Here is a 17,069-nt window from a genome sequence, read left to right as displayed (position 1 = left end):
CAATTTTGAATGTGGGAAAGCACTGCCCGCCGGTAACGAGCTGCACTCTACTTCGATTATTGAGACGTAAGCTTACTACCGACTGACGCTTCGCATGCCTGCGCCTTTCGATGTTTCGTCGGTGCTTTATCGTCAAATTTGTCGTTTTTCCGATAAATCATGCCCATCCTCGCCTAATTGTTATTGAATCGGATTACCGAGAGGACAATTAGGAGGTTCCCCCAATCAGGGAAAATCCCGAGCCGGCGATGGCGCGAGCACCGGCAGGCTGATTCGCACAAGCGTGCTCGCCAAGCGCGGTGTGGTGGACGGCATAGCCCGATTGGCGGAGATCGCACGAGAGCGTCCGCGGGTATGCTGTCGTCTTCGGCAAGGAGTATTCGCATGGTGAGCGGATGGGCGCGAGGCACAGGCGGGTGGTGCGCCGCCGTCTTCCATCCTGTTGGTCTGCGTCGTGACTCCCTCGGCTTTCTTTAGCCGTGGCCCCTCGCTGCGCTTGTTGCCGCCAAGCAAATCCGCAGTGTCTCGGGCTTGCAAACAACCCTGTTTTTTTATACAGTATCTGCGTTTCGTGCGCCGGCCCTGACCGCGCAATGGCCGGAGTACCTAAGTGGTACTAAGCGGGTACTAACCGGGTACTAACCGGGTACTAACCGGGTATTAACCGGCTACTAAGCGCGTGGAAAGACCGGTCGTAACGGGGTACCCGCAGAATGGGTGCAGTGGGGTGCCGCCGGACCGTTTTGACGTTTTCTGAGCGTTGGCTTGCCCGCCGCGCAGACGCTGCTCATCTTAGCAAAGGACGATTCATGGAAGAAAGCAAGAAAGGCTCGGCTGGACTCTCTGCAGAAAAGAGCAAGGCGCTCGCCGCTGCGCTCGCGCAGATCGAAAAGCAGTTCGGCAAAGGGTCGGTCATGCGGCTCGGCGATGGCGAGGTAGCCGAGGATATCCAGGTTGTATCCACGGGCTCACTCGGGCTCGATATCGCGCTGGGCGTAGGCGGCCTGCCGCGCGGGCGTGTCGTCGAAATCTACGGGCCTGAATCGTCAGGCAAAACAACGCTGACACTGCAGGTCGTCGCCGAAATGCAGAAGCTCGGCGGCACGGCGGCGTTTATCGATGCAGAACATGCGCTCGATATCCAATACGCAGGCAAGCTCGGCGTGAACGTTGCGGATTTGCTCGTTTCACAGCCGGATACGGGCGAGCAGGCGCTGGAAATCGCTGACGCGCTCGTGCGCTCGGGCTCGATCGACATGATCGTGATCGACTCGGTGGCGGCGCTCGTGCCGAAGGCCGAAATCGAAGGCGAGATGGGCGATTCGTTGCCAGGTCTGCAGGCGCGCCTGATGTCGCAGGCGCTGCGCAAGCTCACCGGTACGATCAAGCGCACCAACTGCCTTGTCATTTTCATCAACCAGATCCGTATGAAGATCGGCGTGATGTTCGGCAACCCCGAAACGACGACGGGTGGCAATGCGCTGAAGTTTTACGCGTCCGTGCGCCTCGACATCCGCCGCATCGGCTCGATCAAGAAAAATGACGAAGTGATCGGCAATGAAACGCGCGTGAAGGTCGTCAAAAACAAAGTGTCGCCGCCGTTCCGCGAAGCGATCTTCGACATTCTCTACGGCGAGGGCATTTCGCGCGAAGGCGAGATCATTGACTTGGGTGTGCAGGGCAAGATCGTCGACAAGGCGGGCGCTTGGTACAGCTACAGCGGCGAGCGGATTGGGCAGGGCAAGGACAATGCGCGCGAATTCCTGCGTGAGAACTCCGAGATCGCTCGCGAAATCGAAAATCGCATTCGGGAATCGCTCGGCGTGAATGCGATGCCGTCGGCTACCTCGGCTGGCGACGCAGAAATCGCTGACGAAGAAGAGTGAACCTAAACGGCTGCCAGCTAGCGCCAAGTCATGCGCAAAGTGCGAAGTCCGGGCGCTGCCTTTAGCCGACAGCCCCGGCACGATGAGACGGACGATTGGGCTGCAGTTGGCGGCGATCCGCTAGGATGTGACCCGGCTGATCCGGCGTCGGCGCCGGATGCACCCGATGCGCCCGTGCCATCATCGTCACCATTGTCACGATCGTCGTTAAGCGCGGGGGGGCAAAGGGCATCCCGTGCCGGGCGACCGCTCAAGTCTGCGCAGAGGTCGCTTAAGGCACGCGCACTCGAATATCTTTCGAGGCGCGAGTACAGCCGCAGCGAGCTCGCCCGGAAGCTGGCGCCATTTGCCGAGGAGCAAGATGATCTCGATGCGCTGATCGACTCACTCGAGCGGGATGGCTGGCTATCCGATGCGCGTTTTGCCGAGAGCGTCTTGCATCGACGTGCCGCGCGCATGGGCACGAACCGAATCGTGAGTGAGTTGCGCCGCCACGCGCTTGACGATGCGCTGATCGAAACGGTCGGCGCTCAATTACGTGAGACCGAGCTCGCGCGCGCACAAGCGGTCTGGCGAAAGAAATACGGGCAATTACCGCAAACGCCGGCCGAGCGCGCGAAGCAGGCGCGTTTTCTCGCCGCGCGCGGATTTTCCCACGCGATTATCGTGCGGCTTCTCAAGAGCGACGACGATTGGGGTAGCGAGTAAATCAGACTGGCCGACAGGATTCTTGGTCGACCCAATTTGAAGCACCGCGTTGGTGCGCCAGGGGGCCGCGCCGCCCAGCCAATGTGCTCAAGCGAACGATGGGTGGCCGAATTTGCCTTTCATTATGGTAAAATTGGCCGGTTTCTTCGCCAGCCGTCTGCCCATGCCGCTTTCACCACCTGCGTCCCGCCAGTTGCGCCATCGGCGTGAAATTAGAGCGGAAGCGTTTGAACGTGATGATGGCTTCTGGGATATCGAGGCGTGCCTGACCGATCATAAGCCCCGTGACGTCACTTTAGCGACCGGCGTTCGACCCAAAGGCCTGCCGATTCATGAACTGTGGCTCCGCATCACGATCGATCGCAAGCTCACTGTCGTCGATGCCGAGGCGTCGTCCGATTGGGTGCCCTATCCCGGCCATTGCGAAGACGCGAACCCCGCCTATCGAGCCCTCATCGGTCTTAACCTCCTTGATGACTTTCGCCGCAATGTGCGGCGCTTACTCGCCGGCACGGCGGGCTGCACGCATCTCACCGAGCTATGTTCCATCTTGCCGACTGCCGCAATCCAGGCGTTCGCTGGCGAGGTCTGGAATACGCGCGATAGTGGGAGTACTGTGTCAGGCGAAGCTGGCGGTGAGTCTGCAAGCCAGTTTGCAAGTGGGGCGCCGTTTCAGCTCGGCCGTTGTCAAGCATTGCGTTTCGATGGCGAGGCGGTACGGCATTTTTTTCCACGCTGGCACGGCCGTGCGCCACGCGACTCAGCCAGGATTGGCGCAGCCCCGCGCGACTCCGGCTTGGTCGAGGTGACCGATGTCAAAAAATCAGCCCACCACGAAGTTCAATCCAACTCTCAGACTGAAGGGAATCACGCATGAAGATTCACGAGTACCAGGGTAAGGAAATCCTGCGGAAATTCGGCGTCGCAGTACCGCGCGGCAAGCCCGTGTTTTCGGTGGATGACGCGGTCAAGGCCGCGGAAGAGCTCGGCGGTCCGGTATGGGTCGTCAAGGCCCAGATCCATGCAGGCGGTCGTGGCAAGGGCGGTGGCGTCAAGGTAGCCAAGTCGCTCGAGCAGGTCCGCGAGTACGCGAACCAGATCCTCGGCATGCAACTCGTCACGCACCAGACGGGCGAGGAAGGCCAAAAGGTAAGCCGTCTCTTGATCGAAGAAGGCGCGGACATCAAGACAGAACTGTACGTCGGCCTCGTGATCGACCGCGTTTCGCAAAAGATCGCCGTAATGGGCTCGCGCGAAGGCGGCATGGAGATCGAGGAAGTGGCCGCCAAGAACCCTGAGGCGATCCACAAGGTGTTCGTGGAGCCGTCGGTGGGGCTGACGGATGCACAGGCCGACGAACTCGCGACGAAAATCGGCGTGCCGAGTGCCTCGTTGCCGCAAGCGCGCACCGTGCTGCAAGGCCTTTACAAGGCCTTCTGGGAAACGGATGCCTCACTGGCCGAGATCAACCCGCTGATCCTGACCGGCGACGGTAAAGTAATCGCGCTCGACGCCAAGTTCAATTTCGATTCGAACGCGCTCTTCCGTCACCCAGAGATCGTCGCCTACCGCGACCTCGACGAAGAAGATCCGGCTGAAATTGAAGCGTCCAAGTTTGACCTCGCGTACATCTCGCTCGATGGCAACATCGGCTGCCTCGTGAACGGCGCCGGTTTGGCGATGGCGACGATGGACACCATCAAGCTTTTCGGCGGTGAGCCCGCGAACTTCCTCGACGTCGGCGGCGGCGCCACGACAGAGAAAGTGACCGAAGCGTTCAAGCTGATGCTGAAAAACCCGGACCTGAAGGCCATCCTCGTGAACATCTTCGGCGGCATCATGCGCTGCGATGTCATCGCAGAGGGCGTCATCGCCGCATCGAAGGCTGTGCACCTCGAGGTGCCGCTCGTCGTGCGCATGAAGGGCACGAATGAGGACCTCGGCAAGAAGATGCTCGCCGAATCGGGACTGCCGATCATTTCGGCGGACAGCATGGAAGAGGCCGCGCAGAAGGTTGTCGCGGCGGCTGATGGGAACGCGTGACGCGGCCCGGGTGCAACGGATACGAACAGAGGTCAATACATGGCAATTCTGATCAATAAAGACACGAAGGTCATCACGCAGGGCATCACGGGCAAGACGGGCCAATTCCATACGCGCGCATGCCGCGAGTACGCGAACGGCCGCGAAGCGTTTGTCGCAGGCGTGAACCCGAAGAAGGCAGGCGAGGATTTCGAAGGTATTCCGATCTACGCGAGCGTAAAGGAAGCGAAGGCTGAGACGGGCGCGACTGTCTCGGTCATCTACGTGCCGCCGGCAGGCGCCGCTGCGGCCATCTGGGAAGCGGTCGAAGCCGATCTCGATCTCGCCATCTGTATCACGGAAGGCATCCCGGTGCGCGACATGATCGAGATCAAAGATCGTATGCGCCGCGAAAACCGCAAAACGCTGCTGCTTGGGCCGAACTGCCCGGGTACCATCACGCCGGACGAGCTCAAAATCGGCATCATGCCGGGCCATATCCATAAGAAGGGGCGCATTGGCGTCGTTTCGCGCTCGGGCACGCTGACGTACGAAGCGGTGGGTCAACTGTCCGCGCTGGGTCTTGGTCAATCGTCGGCAGTCGGCATCGGCGGCGACCCGATCAACGGACTCAAGCACATCGACGTCATGAAGATGTTCAACGACGATCCGGACACGGACGCCGTCATCATGATCGGTGAAATCGGCGGTCCGGACGAAGCGAATGCGGCGCACTGGATCAAGGACAACATGAAGAAGCCCGTCGTCGGCTTCATCGCTGGTGTCACGGCGCCTCCGGGCAAGCGCATGGGCCACGCCGGCGCCCTGATCTCGGGCGGTGCCGATACGGCCGAAGCGAAGCTCGAAATCATGGCCGCCTGCGGCATCAAGGTTACCAAGAACCCCTCGGAGATGGGGCGCCTCTTGAAGTCGGTGCTTTAAGGTCGCGCGTTGACCGGATTCGCGTCGCGCGCTGCGCGATGCGTTTTCCGGGGCGCAAGGCGAAGTGACGGGCTATCGCATCAACGGCGGCATTTTTGGTATCCTTGCGAAATAAACTTGCAAGGTTATAGACAGCCGATGGGAAGCGAGGAAGCAAAAACGGCTTCTTCGCTTTTTTTTCGTCCTTGCCGCCCTTGGAGCGCTGCTTCAAGCCTTTCAGATCGCCTGTGCCCACGAACGCGAATTGCGCCTATGCTCGACACCATGCTCGACTTTTTTGTCACGCTCCACTGGGGAGCGGTCTTGCAGATCATCGTCATCGACATCCTGCTCGGTGGCGACAATGCCGTCGTCATTGCACTCGCCTGCCGCAACCTGCCGAGCGCGCAGCGCGTGCAAGGCGTGATCTGGGGGACGGTCGGCGCAATCGTGCTGCGTGTCGTACTAATCGCGTTTGCCGTCGCGTTGCTTGACGTCCCGCTGCTCAAGTTCACGGGCGGCCTGTTGCTGCTGTGGATCGGTGTGCGGATGCTCGCACCAGCGCACGATGCCCACGAAAGCATCAAGCCTGCTGATAAGCTGATTGCGGCCATCAAGACGATCATCGTGGCCGATGCCGTCATGAGCCTCGACAATGTGATCGCCATCGCCGGTGCGGCCGAAGCCGCGGATCCAAGTCATCGCGTGGGGCTGGTCGTGTTCGGCCTCATCGTGAGCATTCCATTGATCGTCTGGGGCAGCACCCTCGTACTCGGGCTGCTCGACCGTTTCCCGATCATTGTCACGTTAGGCGCGGCACTGCTCGGGTGGATCGCGGGCGGTCTCATCGTCAACGATCCGGCCGGCGACCGCTGGCCGCTCCTTGATTCGCCCGTCGCGGAGTACGGAGCCCGCATTGCGGGCGCGTTGTTCGTCGTCGTCGTCGGTTATGCGATCAAGCGTCGCGCGCGCCAGCGCGAGGCGGCGCGCGCAGCGTCGCAGGTCGCCGATACCTCGGGCTCCTCAGACCGCCACTGAGCGGGTCGTCCTTTCATCGATCGGACAAGGCTCCGAATCGATCGCATTGGCCAATCGGCGGACTCCCTGTCGCCGCTTGCGCCGGCTACGCTTTCAACCATCGCCCGGTTTCTCGATGAGAGATCTGCGCGCGCCCAGGCCTGAGTCAGGACTGTCCAGAGCAGCCTGCTCGCGTCGTGCTCGGTCGCGCGCCAGGTTGTTCGGGTTCGCCATGGTTCAAGGAGGCTCACATGTCGGCTGTTGTCCTGATGTTCCGCGTCGCTTTTTCGTCGCATGCCCGGCGCGTGCGAGGGTGGGGCGGCGGCTTCACGCTTGTCGAATTGATGATCGTGCTTGCGATCGTAGGCGTCATTGCGGCTTACGCGATTCCCGCCTACCAGGATTATTTGGCGCGCAGCCGTGTTGGCGAGGGGCTCTCGCTTGCCTCAGCCGCGCGGCTCGCGGTTGCCGAAAACGCTGCGAATGGTAACGCGCTCGGCAGCGGCTACGTGCCGCCTCCGCCCACACGCAACGTCGAATCGATCGTCGTCGACGACGGCAGCGGCCAGATCGCAATTCGCTATACGGCGCGCGTCGCACCGGCGGGCAGTGAGACGCTCGTGCTCGTGCCCTCGGTACCTGACGATGGCATGACGCCGACTGCACGTATCGCGCTGTCGCAGGCGACCATGCAGGGCGGGGCGCTGACGTGGGAGTGTTTTGCCAGCGGTAAGACGACATCCTCGCTGCCGGCACCTGGATCGGGGCCGATGCCGCTCGAAGCGGCGACGCTGCCGGCCCGTGTCGCGCCACCCGAATGCCGGGCTTGATCGATCTGGGGCGCGGCAAACCCTGCGGCGGCAGGGCTCGCCCCCAGCCTGATTCGGCATTTTTCGGTTCGCACAACGGAACTTTTTTTGTATAGTGCGCCCGTTGCCGATCGCCTCATTCCTCATGACTCCACCGTTTGCACGCTACCTGTCGTTTGTGCTGTTGGCCCTCGCGATGATGCTTCCTTACGCGGTGACCAACCATACCTATCCCATTCCAACTTTTTATTCGGAATTCACGGCGCTTTCCCTTTATTTGCTGGTTGGCGCCGCGCTCGCCTGGCTGGCGCAAAGCACGCGGCCGCGGCTTACGTTCGAGACGCCCGCCGTTGCGATTGTCCCGCTCCTTTTTGGACTTATCCTCATCGTCCAGACGTTCGTGCTGCACGTCGAGCAACCTTCGATGAACTGGCTTGGCGCCGGCTTTCTGCTTGCGGCGTTTATGGCTACCTGTACGGGATACGGGTTCGCTCGGATGAATCTCGCCGAAGAGGCGCTGCAATGGGTGGCCTGGGCACTCCTCATCGGGGGCGTTTTTGCCGTCTTTTGCCAGATGGTGCAGCTGTTGCACGCAGAGACGCGTTTCGCACCGTTCGTGGTGGCTTACAACGTCGCTGTCGATCGGCGGCCGTTCGGCAACATGGCGCAGGCCAATCACCTTGCGACGGTCATCGCGTTCGCGCTCGCGGCCGCGATGTATCTCGTGCAAACGCGCCGGCTCAATGTTTTCGTTTGGGTCGTGGTTTCGTCAATCTATGTGCTGGGTCAAGCACTCACCGTTTCCCGCGGGCCGTGGCTGCAAACGGGCGTCGTCGTTGTCGCGGGATTCTGGATGGCGGCTGCCATTGCACGCCGCGGGGAAGGGGCGCGTCATGGCGTGCGCCAATGGATGATGCCTCTCGCACTCATCGCCATCTTTATCGGCGTCAATGTCGCCGTTCGCTGGGCAAACGTCCGCTTTCAATTGAATCTGGACGTTTCCGCGGCGCATCGCTTCCAAGACAAAAGCCAGTTCGTGCTGCGGCTTGCCATGTGGAAGTATGGATGGACGATGTTCAAGGAACATCCGTGGATCGGTGTTGGCTGGGGCGAATTCCCGCGTTATCAGTTCGAACTCGTGAAGCAGCTAGGCGACGTCGAGATCGCCAACAACTCGCATGACATTTTGATCGACCTGCTCGCGAAGACGGGCATTCTCGGTCTGGGCGTGCTGCTGATCGGGTTACTCGCGTGGCTCGTGCGGGTTCTGCGCGCGCCGCATACGGCCGGGCGGATTTTTGGCCTCGCGCTCATCGGCGTCCTGCTGATGCACGCGCTCGTCGAATATCCGCAGCAGTACATGTTCTTCCTGCTGCCCGCGATGTTCATCTTTGGCGTTCTGGAGACAAACCGGCTCAGGTTCGTGCCCCCACGTCTATCGTTGGGGATGCACACGGTTATCGTCGTTGTCGGACTGCTCGCGCTACCGCTGATCTATCGCGATTACGCGCGCTCGGAGGTGCTCTACTACGGTTCGCACCCAGCTGAGCAGTATGGCTCTGCGCCCTCGTTCCTGTTTGGTTCGTGGGGCGAATACGGCATGGCGACATTGCTGCCGATTGACCGCAAAGAGTTACCGATGAAGCTCGCCATGCATCGGAAAGCGCTTGCATTGCTGCCTGGCGAAACGGTGCTGCGCCGATACGCGGTGTTGCAAGCGCTCGATGGTCGGCAGGCGGATGCGCTCGATACGGTCGAACGACTCAAGATCTTCGCGGGCGTTCTGCGCGATTGGCCGGCGCAACTGGCGGCGCTTTACGATTTGTGCGAGGACGAGCCAGAGCTTGCGAGTTTCAAAGCAGCGCTCGCCGAGCGCTATGGCGATGCGCCTGCCGAGAAAGACGACGAAGACGAGGGCGATTGAGCGTCGTCGCGAGTCGATTCAGCTGGCGATTACGCAATTGTCCGATAGCCACCACCCGTGAATCCTCTTGGTGCTCCTTACATGATTGAAAGCCGACCCGGCGTCAGGAAGATAGGGACGTATGTTCGTCAGAACACCGCTGATCTCGAGCTGGGTCGTAATTTAGTAAGAGGACCATGAAAACTTTGGCGCCGGCATATCAGGGCGTTAATTCATTGACGGAATGTGGACGCCGGGCCACTGTGGCGCACAGAGAGTTGTCTCGTCGGGCAAAACGCAAGACAGGACTGCGCGGCTCATGAGTTTGAAGGGCGTCGATTGATCGCTTTTGCTTGGGTCACAGGCACTCTATTTGCTGCGCCCCTCTTTGTGCCCGCGCACCGACCCGTAATTAAAGCAGCGAGCAATGATCGGCACCCAAGCCACGCTGTAGCGGCAAATATGCCGATTGTTTGTACTGCGAGCCGAGCGCATAGGGCTGCCTGAACAACTGCAGGAGGTTGTCCAATGGGAGAGGAGCCAAAGCGGCCGGCAGTGTTCGCGGTGGGCGCGTTTCCGCCGCCTGTTCACGGGCTGTCGATGGTGAACGAAGCGATAGCCGAGCGCCTGGTTGGACGTGCCAGCATCGTCAAGTTCGACACTGCCGGCGGCACAACCCGATCTGGTCTGGTGCGCAGTCTCTGCCGGCTCGGTTCGGGGTTGCTTGTCTTGCGCTTCGCGGTCATGGCAACGGTACGGCGGCCGTCATCGATCTATATCGGGCTCTCAGGTGGCCGAGGTCAACTGATCGATGGGATGTTTGCTCTGATCGGAAATCTGCTTGGCATCCCGGTGTTCTTTCACCATCATAGTTTTCGATACCTGAACAAACCGTCCCGATTGACGCGTATGGTATTTCAGTTGGCGGGTAAGGCTACGCACATCGCACTCTGCTCGCATATGGCGGCACGCCTGAAACAGCTATACCCGGGGTTGGTCAGAGAAACGCTTGTATTGTCCAATACGGCACTCTTTCCAGTGGCGAGAAGCCAGCACATTCGTATGCGCGTGAGGCAGCCGTTGACGCTTGGATTTTTGTCGAACATCACACGAGAAAAAGGAATCTTCGAGTTTTTCGACGTACTTTCCGTGCTTGAGGACAAAGATCTGCAGGTGCGTGCAATCATCGCCGGGCCGGTGGCCGATACGATCGCCTCCGAATTCAACGCAGCGTTGACGAGCCATCCTCAGGCAAGTCATATCGGCTCGGTTTCGGGGGAAGAAAAGACGAAGTTCTACGAGTCGATCGACTTACTCGTATTCCCTTCCCGTTACGAAAACGAGGCGGAGCCGCTGACCGTCAACGAAGCAATCGGTTTTGGAGTTCCCGTCATTGCGTCGGACAAGGGCTGCATTCCTTCAACGTTGAGACGGGGGGGCGGACTCTTCGTTCGTGATGACGAGCGCATGGTGCACAGCATTGCGGATTTGATCGTCAAAGTCGCGAAATCTCCCGAGGTCTATGAGCAACTCTCGCGCGATGCTGTAGCGTCCGTGATGGATGATGCCGCAGGTCACATTGCTGCGCTTTCCAAACTTCTTGGCATGTTGACGCGGACATGGCCGGTCAGTGAGGGCATGGTCGTGCGCGCGGACGATTGAGTCGATCGCCATTGAGTCTCCAAACGTCAACTGGCGTCCACGTATATCGAGAAACCCGCAGCCGCCATTCGGGAACTAGCTGCGCGTTCGGTCATCCTCGACCGGTCAGGTACACGGCCTGGATTGGAGGAAATCGTAACGGCCCTAATGCTCCGCTTTCCAGGCACCCGACTACCTCGCGCGTTTCCGCTTCGTTCGCCTAGCGGCATTGATCATTCATCGCTTAGGAAGTCCTTCTTGCGGTAAGCCATACTTCGCCGCGAGATCGCTCGCGCCACGCCGAGATTCAATTTCGGCAATGCCATCGTTCAACACCGCGAGCAACTCTGCTGCGTACGGTACGTTGCGGCTGACCAGCATCGAAAACGGGGAACGCGGCAGGCCAGGCACGGGCGCATACCGAATACCGGCCTGTTGCAAATTGATTACGCCCAGCAACTGATAACCGAGGACGATTTCCAGTCGATCCGGCACCACATCGCAGCCGCCATGTTTGAGTTTGTGCAAGGCTTGTGGCAGGTCTTTCGCATCGGTATCGATCATGTCCGGCTGCAGCGCAAATGGCGCGTAGTTATAGCCTCTTACGCCGCATAGCTGGAGGGCACGCAAATCGGTGGCGCTCTTGACGGTTGGCCTGGGCCGTTGAGCATCGTAGAAATAGACGAGCGTAAGCGTGTAATAGGGACGCGAGACCAAGAATGTCCGTGCGCGCTCTTCGTTGTTAGAGGCATTGAGAATCATTGCATAGTGCCCTTCTTGAACTTCAGCCATGCACCGCTTCCACGGTAGAAGTTCGAGGCTGAAGCGCAGCCCCTTATTGGCTAGTACGCGCTGCAAATACTCCACCGAGAAGCCCGTCAACGCATGGGTTGTCTCGCCGTTTGTGCGATCGTAGTACGTGTAGGGCGGCCATTCTGCAGCGTCGTCGCACACCGCGATAACCGGTGGCAATCCGGCACGGCACAGATTGGCGGCACACATCAGGGCGACGAATCCCAAGGACTGCAGTAGTAAGCGCTTCATTGTCGCTCCGTGTGCCCCGAGCGGGGGCCTATGCGGCTCACTTCAGTCTAGTCAAACGCTAGCAAGTGAGGCACTCTTGTATGGCCTCGCGCAGGGGCTGGCTTTCGCCTTTCACTTTCACTGGAGCTATCAGTGACTCCCGGCGAACGGTGTCATATTCAAGCGGGCAGTGGATAGGGTTACCCGCGAGCCCTTGTAGGGCGGGGGCGAATACGCATGTAATCGAGCCCGGCGTTGTAGGACATTGCAGGGTGAAACGTCGAGTGACGGATGGCACTGAAACACGCGAGGCTGGAAGGTCGCTTCGCTCGCTCATAGGAGCGCTATGGCGTTCTTATGAGCACCTGCGTCGCGGGATTGGTTTGCGCCTGTTGGTGAGAGTGCTCCTCTTCAGTTCGGCGCTCACTCTAATCCTCACACTATTTCAGCTCTACCTCGATTATCACGACGACGTAGAGGCGATCGCAACAAGGCTGTCCGATATCGAAAGCAGCTATCGCGACAGCATCAGCGATGGGCTGTGGAACCTGGACAGGGATCAGGTTGAGCTGCAACTGCAAGGGATTCTTCGCCGTAGGGCGATTCGCTACGTCGAGGTGCGCGAGATCGCTGATCGCTCGGATCCGTTCGTGGTCGCTGTTGGTCAACGTCAGGACCGCGCCGCTTTTGCGCGAGTCGTCGAGCTCTATCACCCGTTCCACGGCCAGCAACGCCTGATTGGACTGCTGCGGATCGAAGCCACGCTCGACGATGTTTATCGCTCGCTTTTCGGCAAGGCAATCGTCCTGCTGCTAACCCAAGGCGCAAAGACGTTTCTTGTCTCCTTCTTTATTCTCTATGTCACTCACACGTTGGTCACTAGGCATCTGATCGCGCTCGCCGGATTTCTCGAAAATTATGATCCACGGGAGAGGCCGGTGTCTTTGCGTCTGCAGCGGCGCGCCCCCAGAAAAATGGATGAGCTGGACCAAGTCGTCATGGCGTTCGAGGCCATGCGAGAGAGCCTGACGCGCGTCTATGATGATCTGCGCCGCAGCAAGGACGACTATCGCAGCATTTACGAAAATGCACTTGAAGGAATCGTGCGGATTTCGCCGAAGGGTGAAGTGTTGAGCGCGAATCCGGCGCTCGCGCACATGCTTGGCTTCGCGTCGTCCGCGGAAATGGTACGGCGCGTGACCGACTTCGGGCGGCAATGCTGCCCGGACCGGAAAGCGTGGAATGATCTCGTCGAAAACTTGTTACAAAAAGGCACGATCATCGGATACGAAGCGGAATTGATTCGAAAGGATGGGCGACCCGTCTGGATTTCTATGAGTGCACGTGTAGTGCGCGATGTCAGCGGCGCATTTCTTTTCTTCGAATCTATCGTCTCGGACATCACCGAGCGCAGGCTGGCAGAGGAAAGACTAAGCGCCAGCGAGCGGCGATATCGAGACGTACAGTCAGCGCTCGCGCGCGTTAATCGCGTTGCGACGATGGGGCTAATGACGGCCTCGATCGCTCATGAAATCAAGCAGCCCATTTCAGCGGCAGCCGTCAATGCGGAGGCCGCCATTCGTTGGCTCAGCAACAAGCCGCCCAACCTGGAGGAAGTCCGTCACGGACTCGATCGAATCGTAACGGACTCGACGCGAGCGAGCGACGTCATCAGCCGCATTCGCGATCTCATTAAGAAGGTTCCGCCGCACAATGAACAAGTGAACATGAACGAGGCGATCCTCGAGGTTCTTGTATTGACGCATAACGAACTCGCCAAGAAGAGCGTCTCGTTGCGAACGGAACTCGAGCAAAGCCTGCCGCTCGTCTACGGTGATCGCGTGCAACTACAGCAGGTTGTTCTTAATCTGATCGTCAACGCCATTGAAGCGATGGCAGAAGTCAGCGGGATGCGAGAGCTGCGCGTCGGGACGGGGTTCGCGGAGTCCGTCGTGCTCGTAACGGTGCGGGATTCGGGCTCTGGGCTAAAGACGAGCACTGCCGAGCAGCTGTTCAACGCTTTCTATACAACAAAACCGGAAGGGATGGGCATAGGTCTCTCCATTTGCCGTTCGATCGTGGAGGCGCATGGAGGAAGAATTTGGGCCGGGCACACCGCTTCTCGCGGCGCGGCGTTTCACTTCACGCTGCCAGTACAACCGGCTTGTGGCCCAGATGCACGGTACGACGTATAGTCGGTGCCGGGTCGATTGGAAATTCGATTAGACATGTGGCGCGTCCCAAGTTGCAAGCGAACAAGATATTTAAGGTGTTCCACTCGCAAGTCATCAACCGCGAATATATGTGTCGATGAGCGAAGAAAGCCACGTTCGCTTGCTGTAAACGGGGCTGATCAAGCTAGCTTGAAAAATGTATTGCATGCCTTCTCCAATAAATGCCCGCGCCGGCCGGAAATGGTTTTGATCTCTTTCAGGTAGGGTGGTGCAAAATAAGAAATAATTTTGTGCGACTGAGAGAGACCTTGCTTCCACCAGATTAAATCCTTTGTTCGGCGGCTTCTCCGATAGTATCGATGCATCCGATTTCTCATCGGTGTCGATATCTGGCTTGCGGTCGCTAACCTTCCGCTCGAAGCCACTACGGAACGTGATGCGCGATTATTCATCAGTTGATTGATCGAATCACGTCCGTGGCACCGCCTTGCCGTTTCGTACCCCTTCTGCTCGGCCTCTCCAGTGCTCACGCCGAGTTTTATGTAAACGAATACCTATACATAGGTATTAAGTTAACACTCCTGTGGCTGAACACTTCGCGCCTTCTGGATGATAGTTCCGTCCGCCTTGCCGCTCTAGAGTGACGACTCTAGTTTTTCTCTTGGTCGAAGGCGGCAATCGGATGACGGCAATATTTTTGACCGGCAGTGATTCGGTTCAGGGTGTTAAGGATGTCATCCATCTCCATTTTTGCGATTCGTCATTCACAACGCGGTCAAGGTCTCAAGACAATACGCATAAGTCGCGTCGTGGTTTTTTATTGGTGCGAATTGATTACGTCAACCAAATGGATAAGCCAGAAATTTGTGGCGATGTAGCGGCGCAGCTAAGGCTGAAAACGCTCGTGCCATCGAATAAGCGTAACTAAGGATTGCTGATGAAGTATCTCGTATCGTTATTTTTGTGTTGTATCTCGCTGGGAGCTTTTGCTCAGTCCGAGCCAACATCTGTCATCGTCAATGGCGTTCAATGGGATCAATGCGCCGGCGAGCATAACCAATGCTCTTTCACCGATACGGAGACCATTCTTTACGGAGCATGGCCCCCGGTATCACCTTCTGCCATGTACGCAACATTCGGCCCCTTCACTGGCGGTCATATGTGCGATAACCCCACGCTTGGATCGGACCCGGCTGTCGGTTACCTCAAGGCTTGCTACCTGAAACATCAAGGCAATCCAACGACCGTCGTGGTCAATGGGGTTACGTGGACGAAATGCGCGGACGAACATTCGACCACCAATGGGACATGCAATTTTTCAGGCAGCACGAAGCAGGTTCTGTATGGTGCATTCCCACCCGTCGCTCCGTCGGCTATGACCGCGGTACGCGGACCGTTCACGAACAGCGTCGGGTGTAACAATACCGCCCTCGATCCCGATCCGGCTGTTGGGTATGCGAAGTCGTGCTATACGACCACTACGACAGCGCCCCCGCCGCCAACAGTGACGCTGACGGCTAGCCCTGCTTCCATTACGAGCGGGAGCTCATCGACCCTCACGGTCACAAGCACCAACGCGGTTTCCTGTACCGGTCCTGTGACCTCGACGTCGGGTTCCGTCTCGGTCAGCCCGACAACGACGACGACCTACACGGAGACGTGTACCGGCGCCGCGGGAACGACCCCGGCGACGGCCAAAGCGATCGTAACGGTTACGGCCGCGCAGACGGGCTTCACGCCGCCGGCCCTGGTGAACCCCGTCAGCCCCAAGAGCTACGGCGCGAAGTGCGATGGCGTAACAGATGACACGAACGCGTTCCAGAGCGCGGTCAACGCTGGCGACGTGCTGGTTCCCGCCGGGACGTGCGTCATCAACGGCACCATATGGATCACCACGAGCAACAAGCATGTCCAGTGTCAAGGCACGACGCTCAAGCGCACGACGGGGGATGCCTACAACATGTGGGCAATTGGAAGCACGAGCTACAACAATGGTGTCAACTACGACAACGACAGCATCGTTGGATGCAACTTCATCGGCGCGAACACGGCGGCTCCGACCTTCACGCTCGGCACACGCCAGTTCGATATTCCGGTTGAGACCTACGGGCGAGTGAATAACTTCTTCCTCGCCGGGAACAGCTTCAAGCAGTTCTTCGGTCAGTCCATGTTCCAGACCTACTCGCCGACGAACGGTGGCTCAGGTGACTACATCGCGTACAACACTTTTGCAAGCTGCGGTTATTACGGCCCCGTGTTCGATGCTCACACCAATGGATACATTGGGCATAACCAACTCGTTGATTGCGCAATTGGCGTCGAGAACGACAACACCACCCAGGCAACAGGGGGCAACATCATCGAGTACAACACGATCGGCGTCTTGTACGGGTATGGCGCACCCGATATGAGTGCCGGTGCTATGTTGACTGGCGGTGTGACCCAAAATGTGAACTACTCAACCAACATCGTGCGCAACAACACTATCTCCGGCACGAGCAATGGTTTGGGCGCCCACGGCGTGCAGCCGAGCCGACTCATTATCGGCACTAGCTGGGGGAACGTCCCTCACCCGGCGCAATATCAGAACAACACTTGCGGTACGGGTTGCGTTTTCACGCCGTAACTAGTCGCCATCGGGGGTGGTTGCATCGTCCCCGATCGTTGTTTTGATTGTCACAGTGCTGGACGCCGGAGAATGGGCGTCCAGCACTTTTTACATTGAGTGAGGCGCGAGCAAACGGATATGCCTTAACTCTCAGCCTTCCAATCCCCCGACTTCCCGCCACGCTTTTCCTGCACCTTCACGTCGGTGATCGTCATCCCGCGATCCACGGCCTTGCACATGTCATAGACGGTCAGCAAGCCGACTTGCACAGCCGTCAGCGCCTCCATCTCGACTCCCGTGCGTCCAAGCGTTTCCACTTGCGCAGTGCAGTGCACGCCGGGGAGGGCGTCGTCCATC

Annotated in this window: 13 protein-coding genes; 11 read left to right on the top strand and 2 right to left on the bottom strand. The window is 58.8% G+C overall.

Annotation, left to right across the window (positions count from 1 at the left end):
* Nucleotides 1-809 precede the first annotated feature (809 nt).
* The 9 genes from recA to VL598_RS00260 all read left to right on the top strand — a co-directional run bounded on the left by recA (nt 810) and on the right by VL598_RS00260 (nt 10,928).
* Entirely contained in the window at nt 810-1,886 is a 1,077-nt protein-coding gene (gene recA / locus VL598_RS00300; RefSeq protein WP_325324701.1) for a recombinase RecA, read from the top strand.
* A gap of 30 nt (nt 1,887-1,916) precedes the next feature.
* The gene (gene recX, locus VL598_RS00295; RefSeq protein WP_414718633.1) at nt 1,917-2,594 is read left to right on the top strand and encodes a recombination regulator RecX; all 678 of its coding nucleotides are present in this window, start codon (nt 1,917-1,919) and stop codon (nt 2,592-2,594) included.
* A 163-nt stretch (nt 2,595-2,757) separates the two neighbouring features.
* Nucleotides 2,758-3,471: a DUF2889 domain-containing protein gene (locus tag VL598_RS00290; protein ID WP_325324700.1), complete on the top strand. Its 714-nt coding sequence runs from the start codon at nt 2,758-2,760 to the stop codon at nt 3,469-3,471.
* A complete protein-coding gene (sucC, locus tag VL598_RS00285) occupies nt 3,468-4,637 on the top strand; it encodes an ADP-forming succinate--CoA ligase subunit beta (RefSeq protein WP_325324699.1) in 1,170 nt (389 codons plus the stop codon). Before VL598_RS00290 ends, sucC begins: the two co-directional genes overlap by 4 nt.
* Before the next feature lie 39 nt (nt 4,638-4,676).
* Nucleotides 4,677-5,558 carry a succinate--CoA ligase subunit alpha gene (gene sucD / locus VL598_RS00280; protein WP_325324698.1) on the top strand — a complete coding sequence of 294 codons (882 nt, stop codon included), beginning with the start codon at nt 4,677-4,679 and terminating at the stop codon, nt 5,556-5,558.
* A gap of 264 nt (nt 5,559-5,822) precedes the next feature.
* The gene (locus tag VL598_RS00275) at nt 5,823-6,575 is read left to right on the top strand and encodes a TerC family protein (protein WP_325324703.1); all 753 of its coding nucleotides are present in this window, start codon (nt 5,823-5,825) and stop codon (nt 6,573-6,575) included.
* 248 nt (nt 6,576-6,823) lie between these two features.
* Nucleotides 6,824-7,384: a pilin gene (locus VL598_RS00270; RefSeq protein ID WP_325324702.1), complete on the top strand. Its 561-nt coding sequence runs from the start codon at nt 6,824-6,826 to the stop codon at nt 7,382-7,384.
* Nucleotides 7,385-7,508: 124 nt separating this feature from the next.
* Nucleotides 7,509-9,287 (top strand): PglL family O-oligosaccharyltransferase, encoded by a 1,779-nt coding sequence (locus VL598_RS00265; RefSeq protein WP_325324697.1) that lies wholly within the window; start codon nt 7,509-7,511, stop codon nt 9,285-9,287.
* 507 nt (nt 9,288-9,794) lie between these two features.
* The gene (locus VL598_RS00260) at nt 9,795-10,928 is read left to right on the top strand and encodes a glycosyltransferase family 4 protein (protein ID WP_325324696.1); all 1,134 of its coding nucleotides are present in this window, start codon (nt 9,795-9,797) and stop codon (nt 10,926-10,928) included.
* Between the two features lie 216 nt (nt 10,929-11,144).
* Here the strand turns inward: VL598_RS00260 and VL598_RS00255 are convergent, their stop codons facing one another.
* Complete coding sequence (locus tag VL598_RS00255) at nt 11,145-11,951, bottom strand: substrate-binding periplasmic protein (RefSeq protein WP_325324695.1); 807 nt, start codon at nt 11,949-11,951, stop codon at nt 11,145-11,147.
* 374 nt (nt 11,952-12,325) lie between these two features.
* Here VL598_RS00255 and VL598_RS00250 point away from each other — a divergent pair, with 374 nt between their 5' ends.
* Together VL598_RS00250 and VL598_RS00245 are read left to right on the top strand one after the other, a co-directional pair.
* On the top strand, nt 12,326-14,125 hold the full coding sequence (locus tag VL598_RS00250) for a sensor histidine kinase (RefSeq protein WP_325324694.1): 1,800 nt from the start codon (nt 12,326-12,328) through the stop codon (nt 14,123-14,125).
* A gap of 1,354 nt (nt 14,126-15,479) precedes the next feature.
* Nucleotides 15,480-16,730 (top strand): hypothetical protein, encoded by a 1,251-nt coding sequence (locus VL598_RS00245; protein WP_325324693.1) that lies wholly within the window; start codon nt 15,480-15,482, stop codon nt 16,728-16,730.
* Nucleotides 16,731-16,855: 125 nt separating this feature from the next.
* Here the strand turns inward: VL598_RS00245 and VL598_RS00240 are convergent.
* Nucleotides 16,856-17,069 (bottom strand): cyclic pyranopterin monophosphate synthase MoaC (locus VL598_RS00240; RefSeq protein WP_325324692.1); only part of this gene is annotated, 214 nt, incomplete at its 5' end.

The sequence above is a fragment of the Trinickia sp. genome, assembly GCF_035492435.1.
GTDB lineage: Bacteria > Pseudomonadota > Gammaproteobacteria > Burkholderiales > Burkholderiaceae > Trinickia.
This window is presented reverse-complemented; position numbering and strand designations above follow the sequence as displayed.

What these genes read in the sequence shown, in the direction of transcription:
- recA (WP_325324701.1), top strand. Translation starts at nt 810, where the DNA reads ATGGAAGAAAGCAAGAAAGGCTCGGCTGGACTCTCTGCAGAAAAGAGC.
- recX (WP_414718633.1), top strand. Translation starts at nt 1,917, where the DNA reads ATGCGCAAAGTGCGAAGTCCGGGCGCTGCCTTTAGCCGACAGCCCCGG.
- VL598_RS00290 (WP_325324700.1), top strand. Translation starts at nt 2,758, where the DNA reads ATGCCGCTTTCACCACCTGCGTCCCGCCAGTTGCGCCATCGGCGTGAA.
- sucC (WP_325324699.1), top strand. Translation starts at nt 3,468, where the DNA reads ATGAAGATTCACGAGTACCAGGGTAAGGAAATCCTGCGGAAATTCGGC.
- sucD (WP_325324698.1), top strand. Translation starts at nt 4,677, where the DNA reads ATGGCAATTCTGATCAATAAAGACACGAAGGTCATCACGCAGGGCATC.
- VL598_RS00275 (WP_325324703.1), top strand. Translation starts at nt 5,823, where the DNA reads ATGCTCGACTTTTTTGTCACGCTCCACTGGGGAGCGGTCTTGCAGATC.
- VL598_RS00270 (WP_325324702.1), top strand. Translation starts at nt 6,824, where the DNA reads ATGTTCCGCGTCGCTTTTTCGTCGCATGCCCGGCGCGTGCGAGGGTGG.
- VL598_RS00265 (WP_325324697.1), top strand. Translation starts at nt 7,509, where the DNA reads ATGACTCCACCGTTTGCACGCTACCTGTCGTTTGTGCTGTTGGCCCTC.
- VL598_RS00260 (WP_325324696.1), top strand. Translation starts at nt 9,795, where the DNA reads ATGGGAGAGGAGCCAAAGCGGCCGGCAGTGTTCGCGGTGGGCGCGTTT.
- VL598_RS00255 (WP_325324695.1), bottom strand. Translation starts at nt 11,951, where the DNA reads ATGAAGCGCTTACTACTGCAGTCCTTGGGATTCGTCGCCCTGATGTGT.
- VL598_RS00245 (WP_325324693.1), top strand. Translation starts at nt 15,480, where the DNA reads ATGACCGCGGTACGCGGACCGTTCACGAACAGCGTCGGGTGTAACAAT.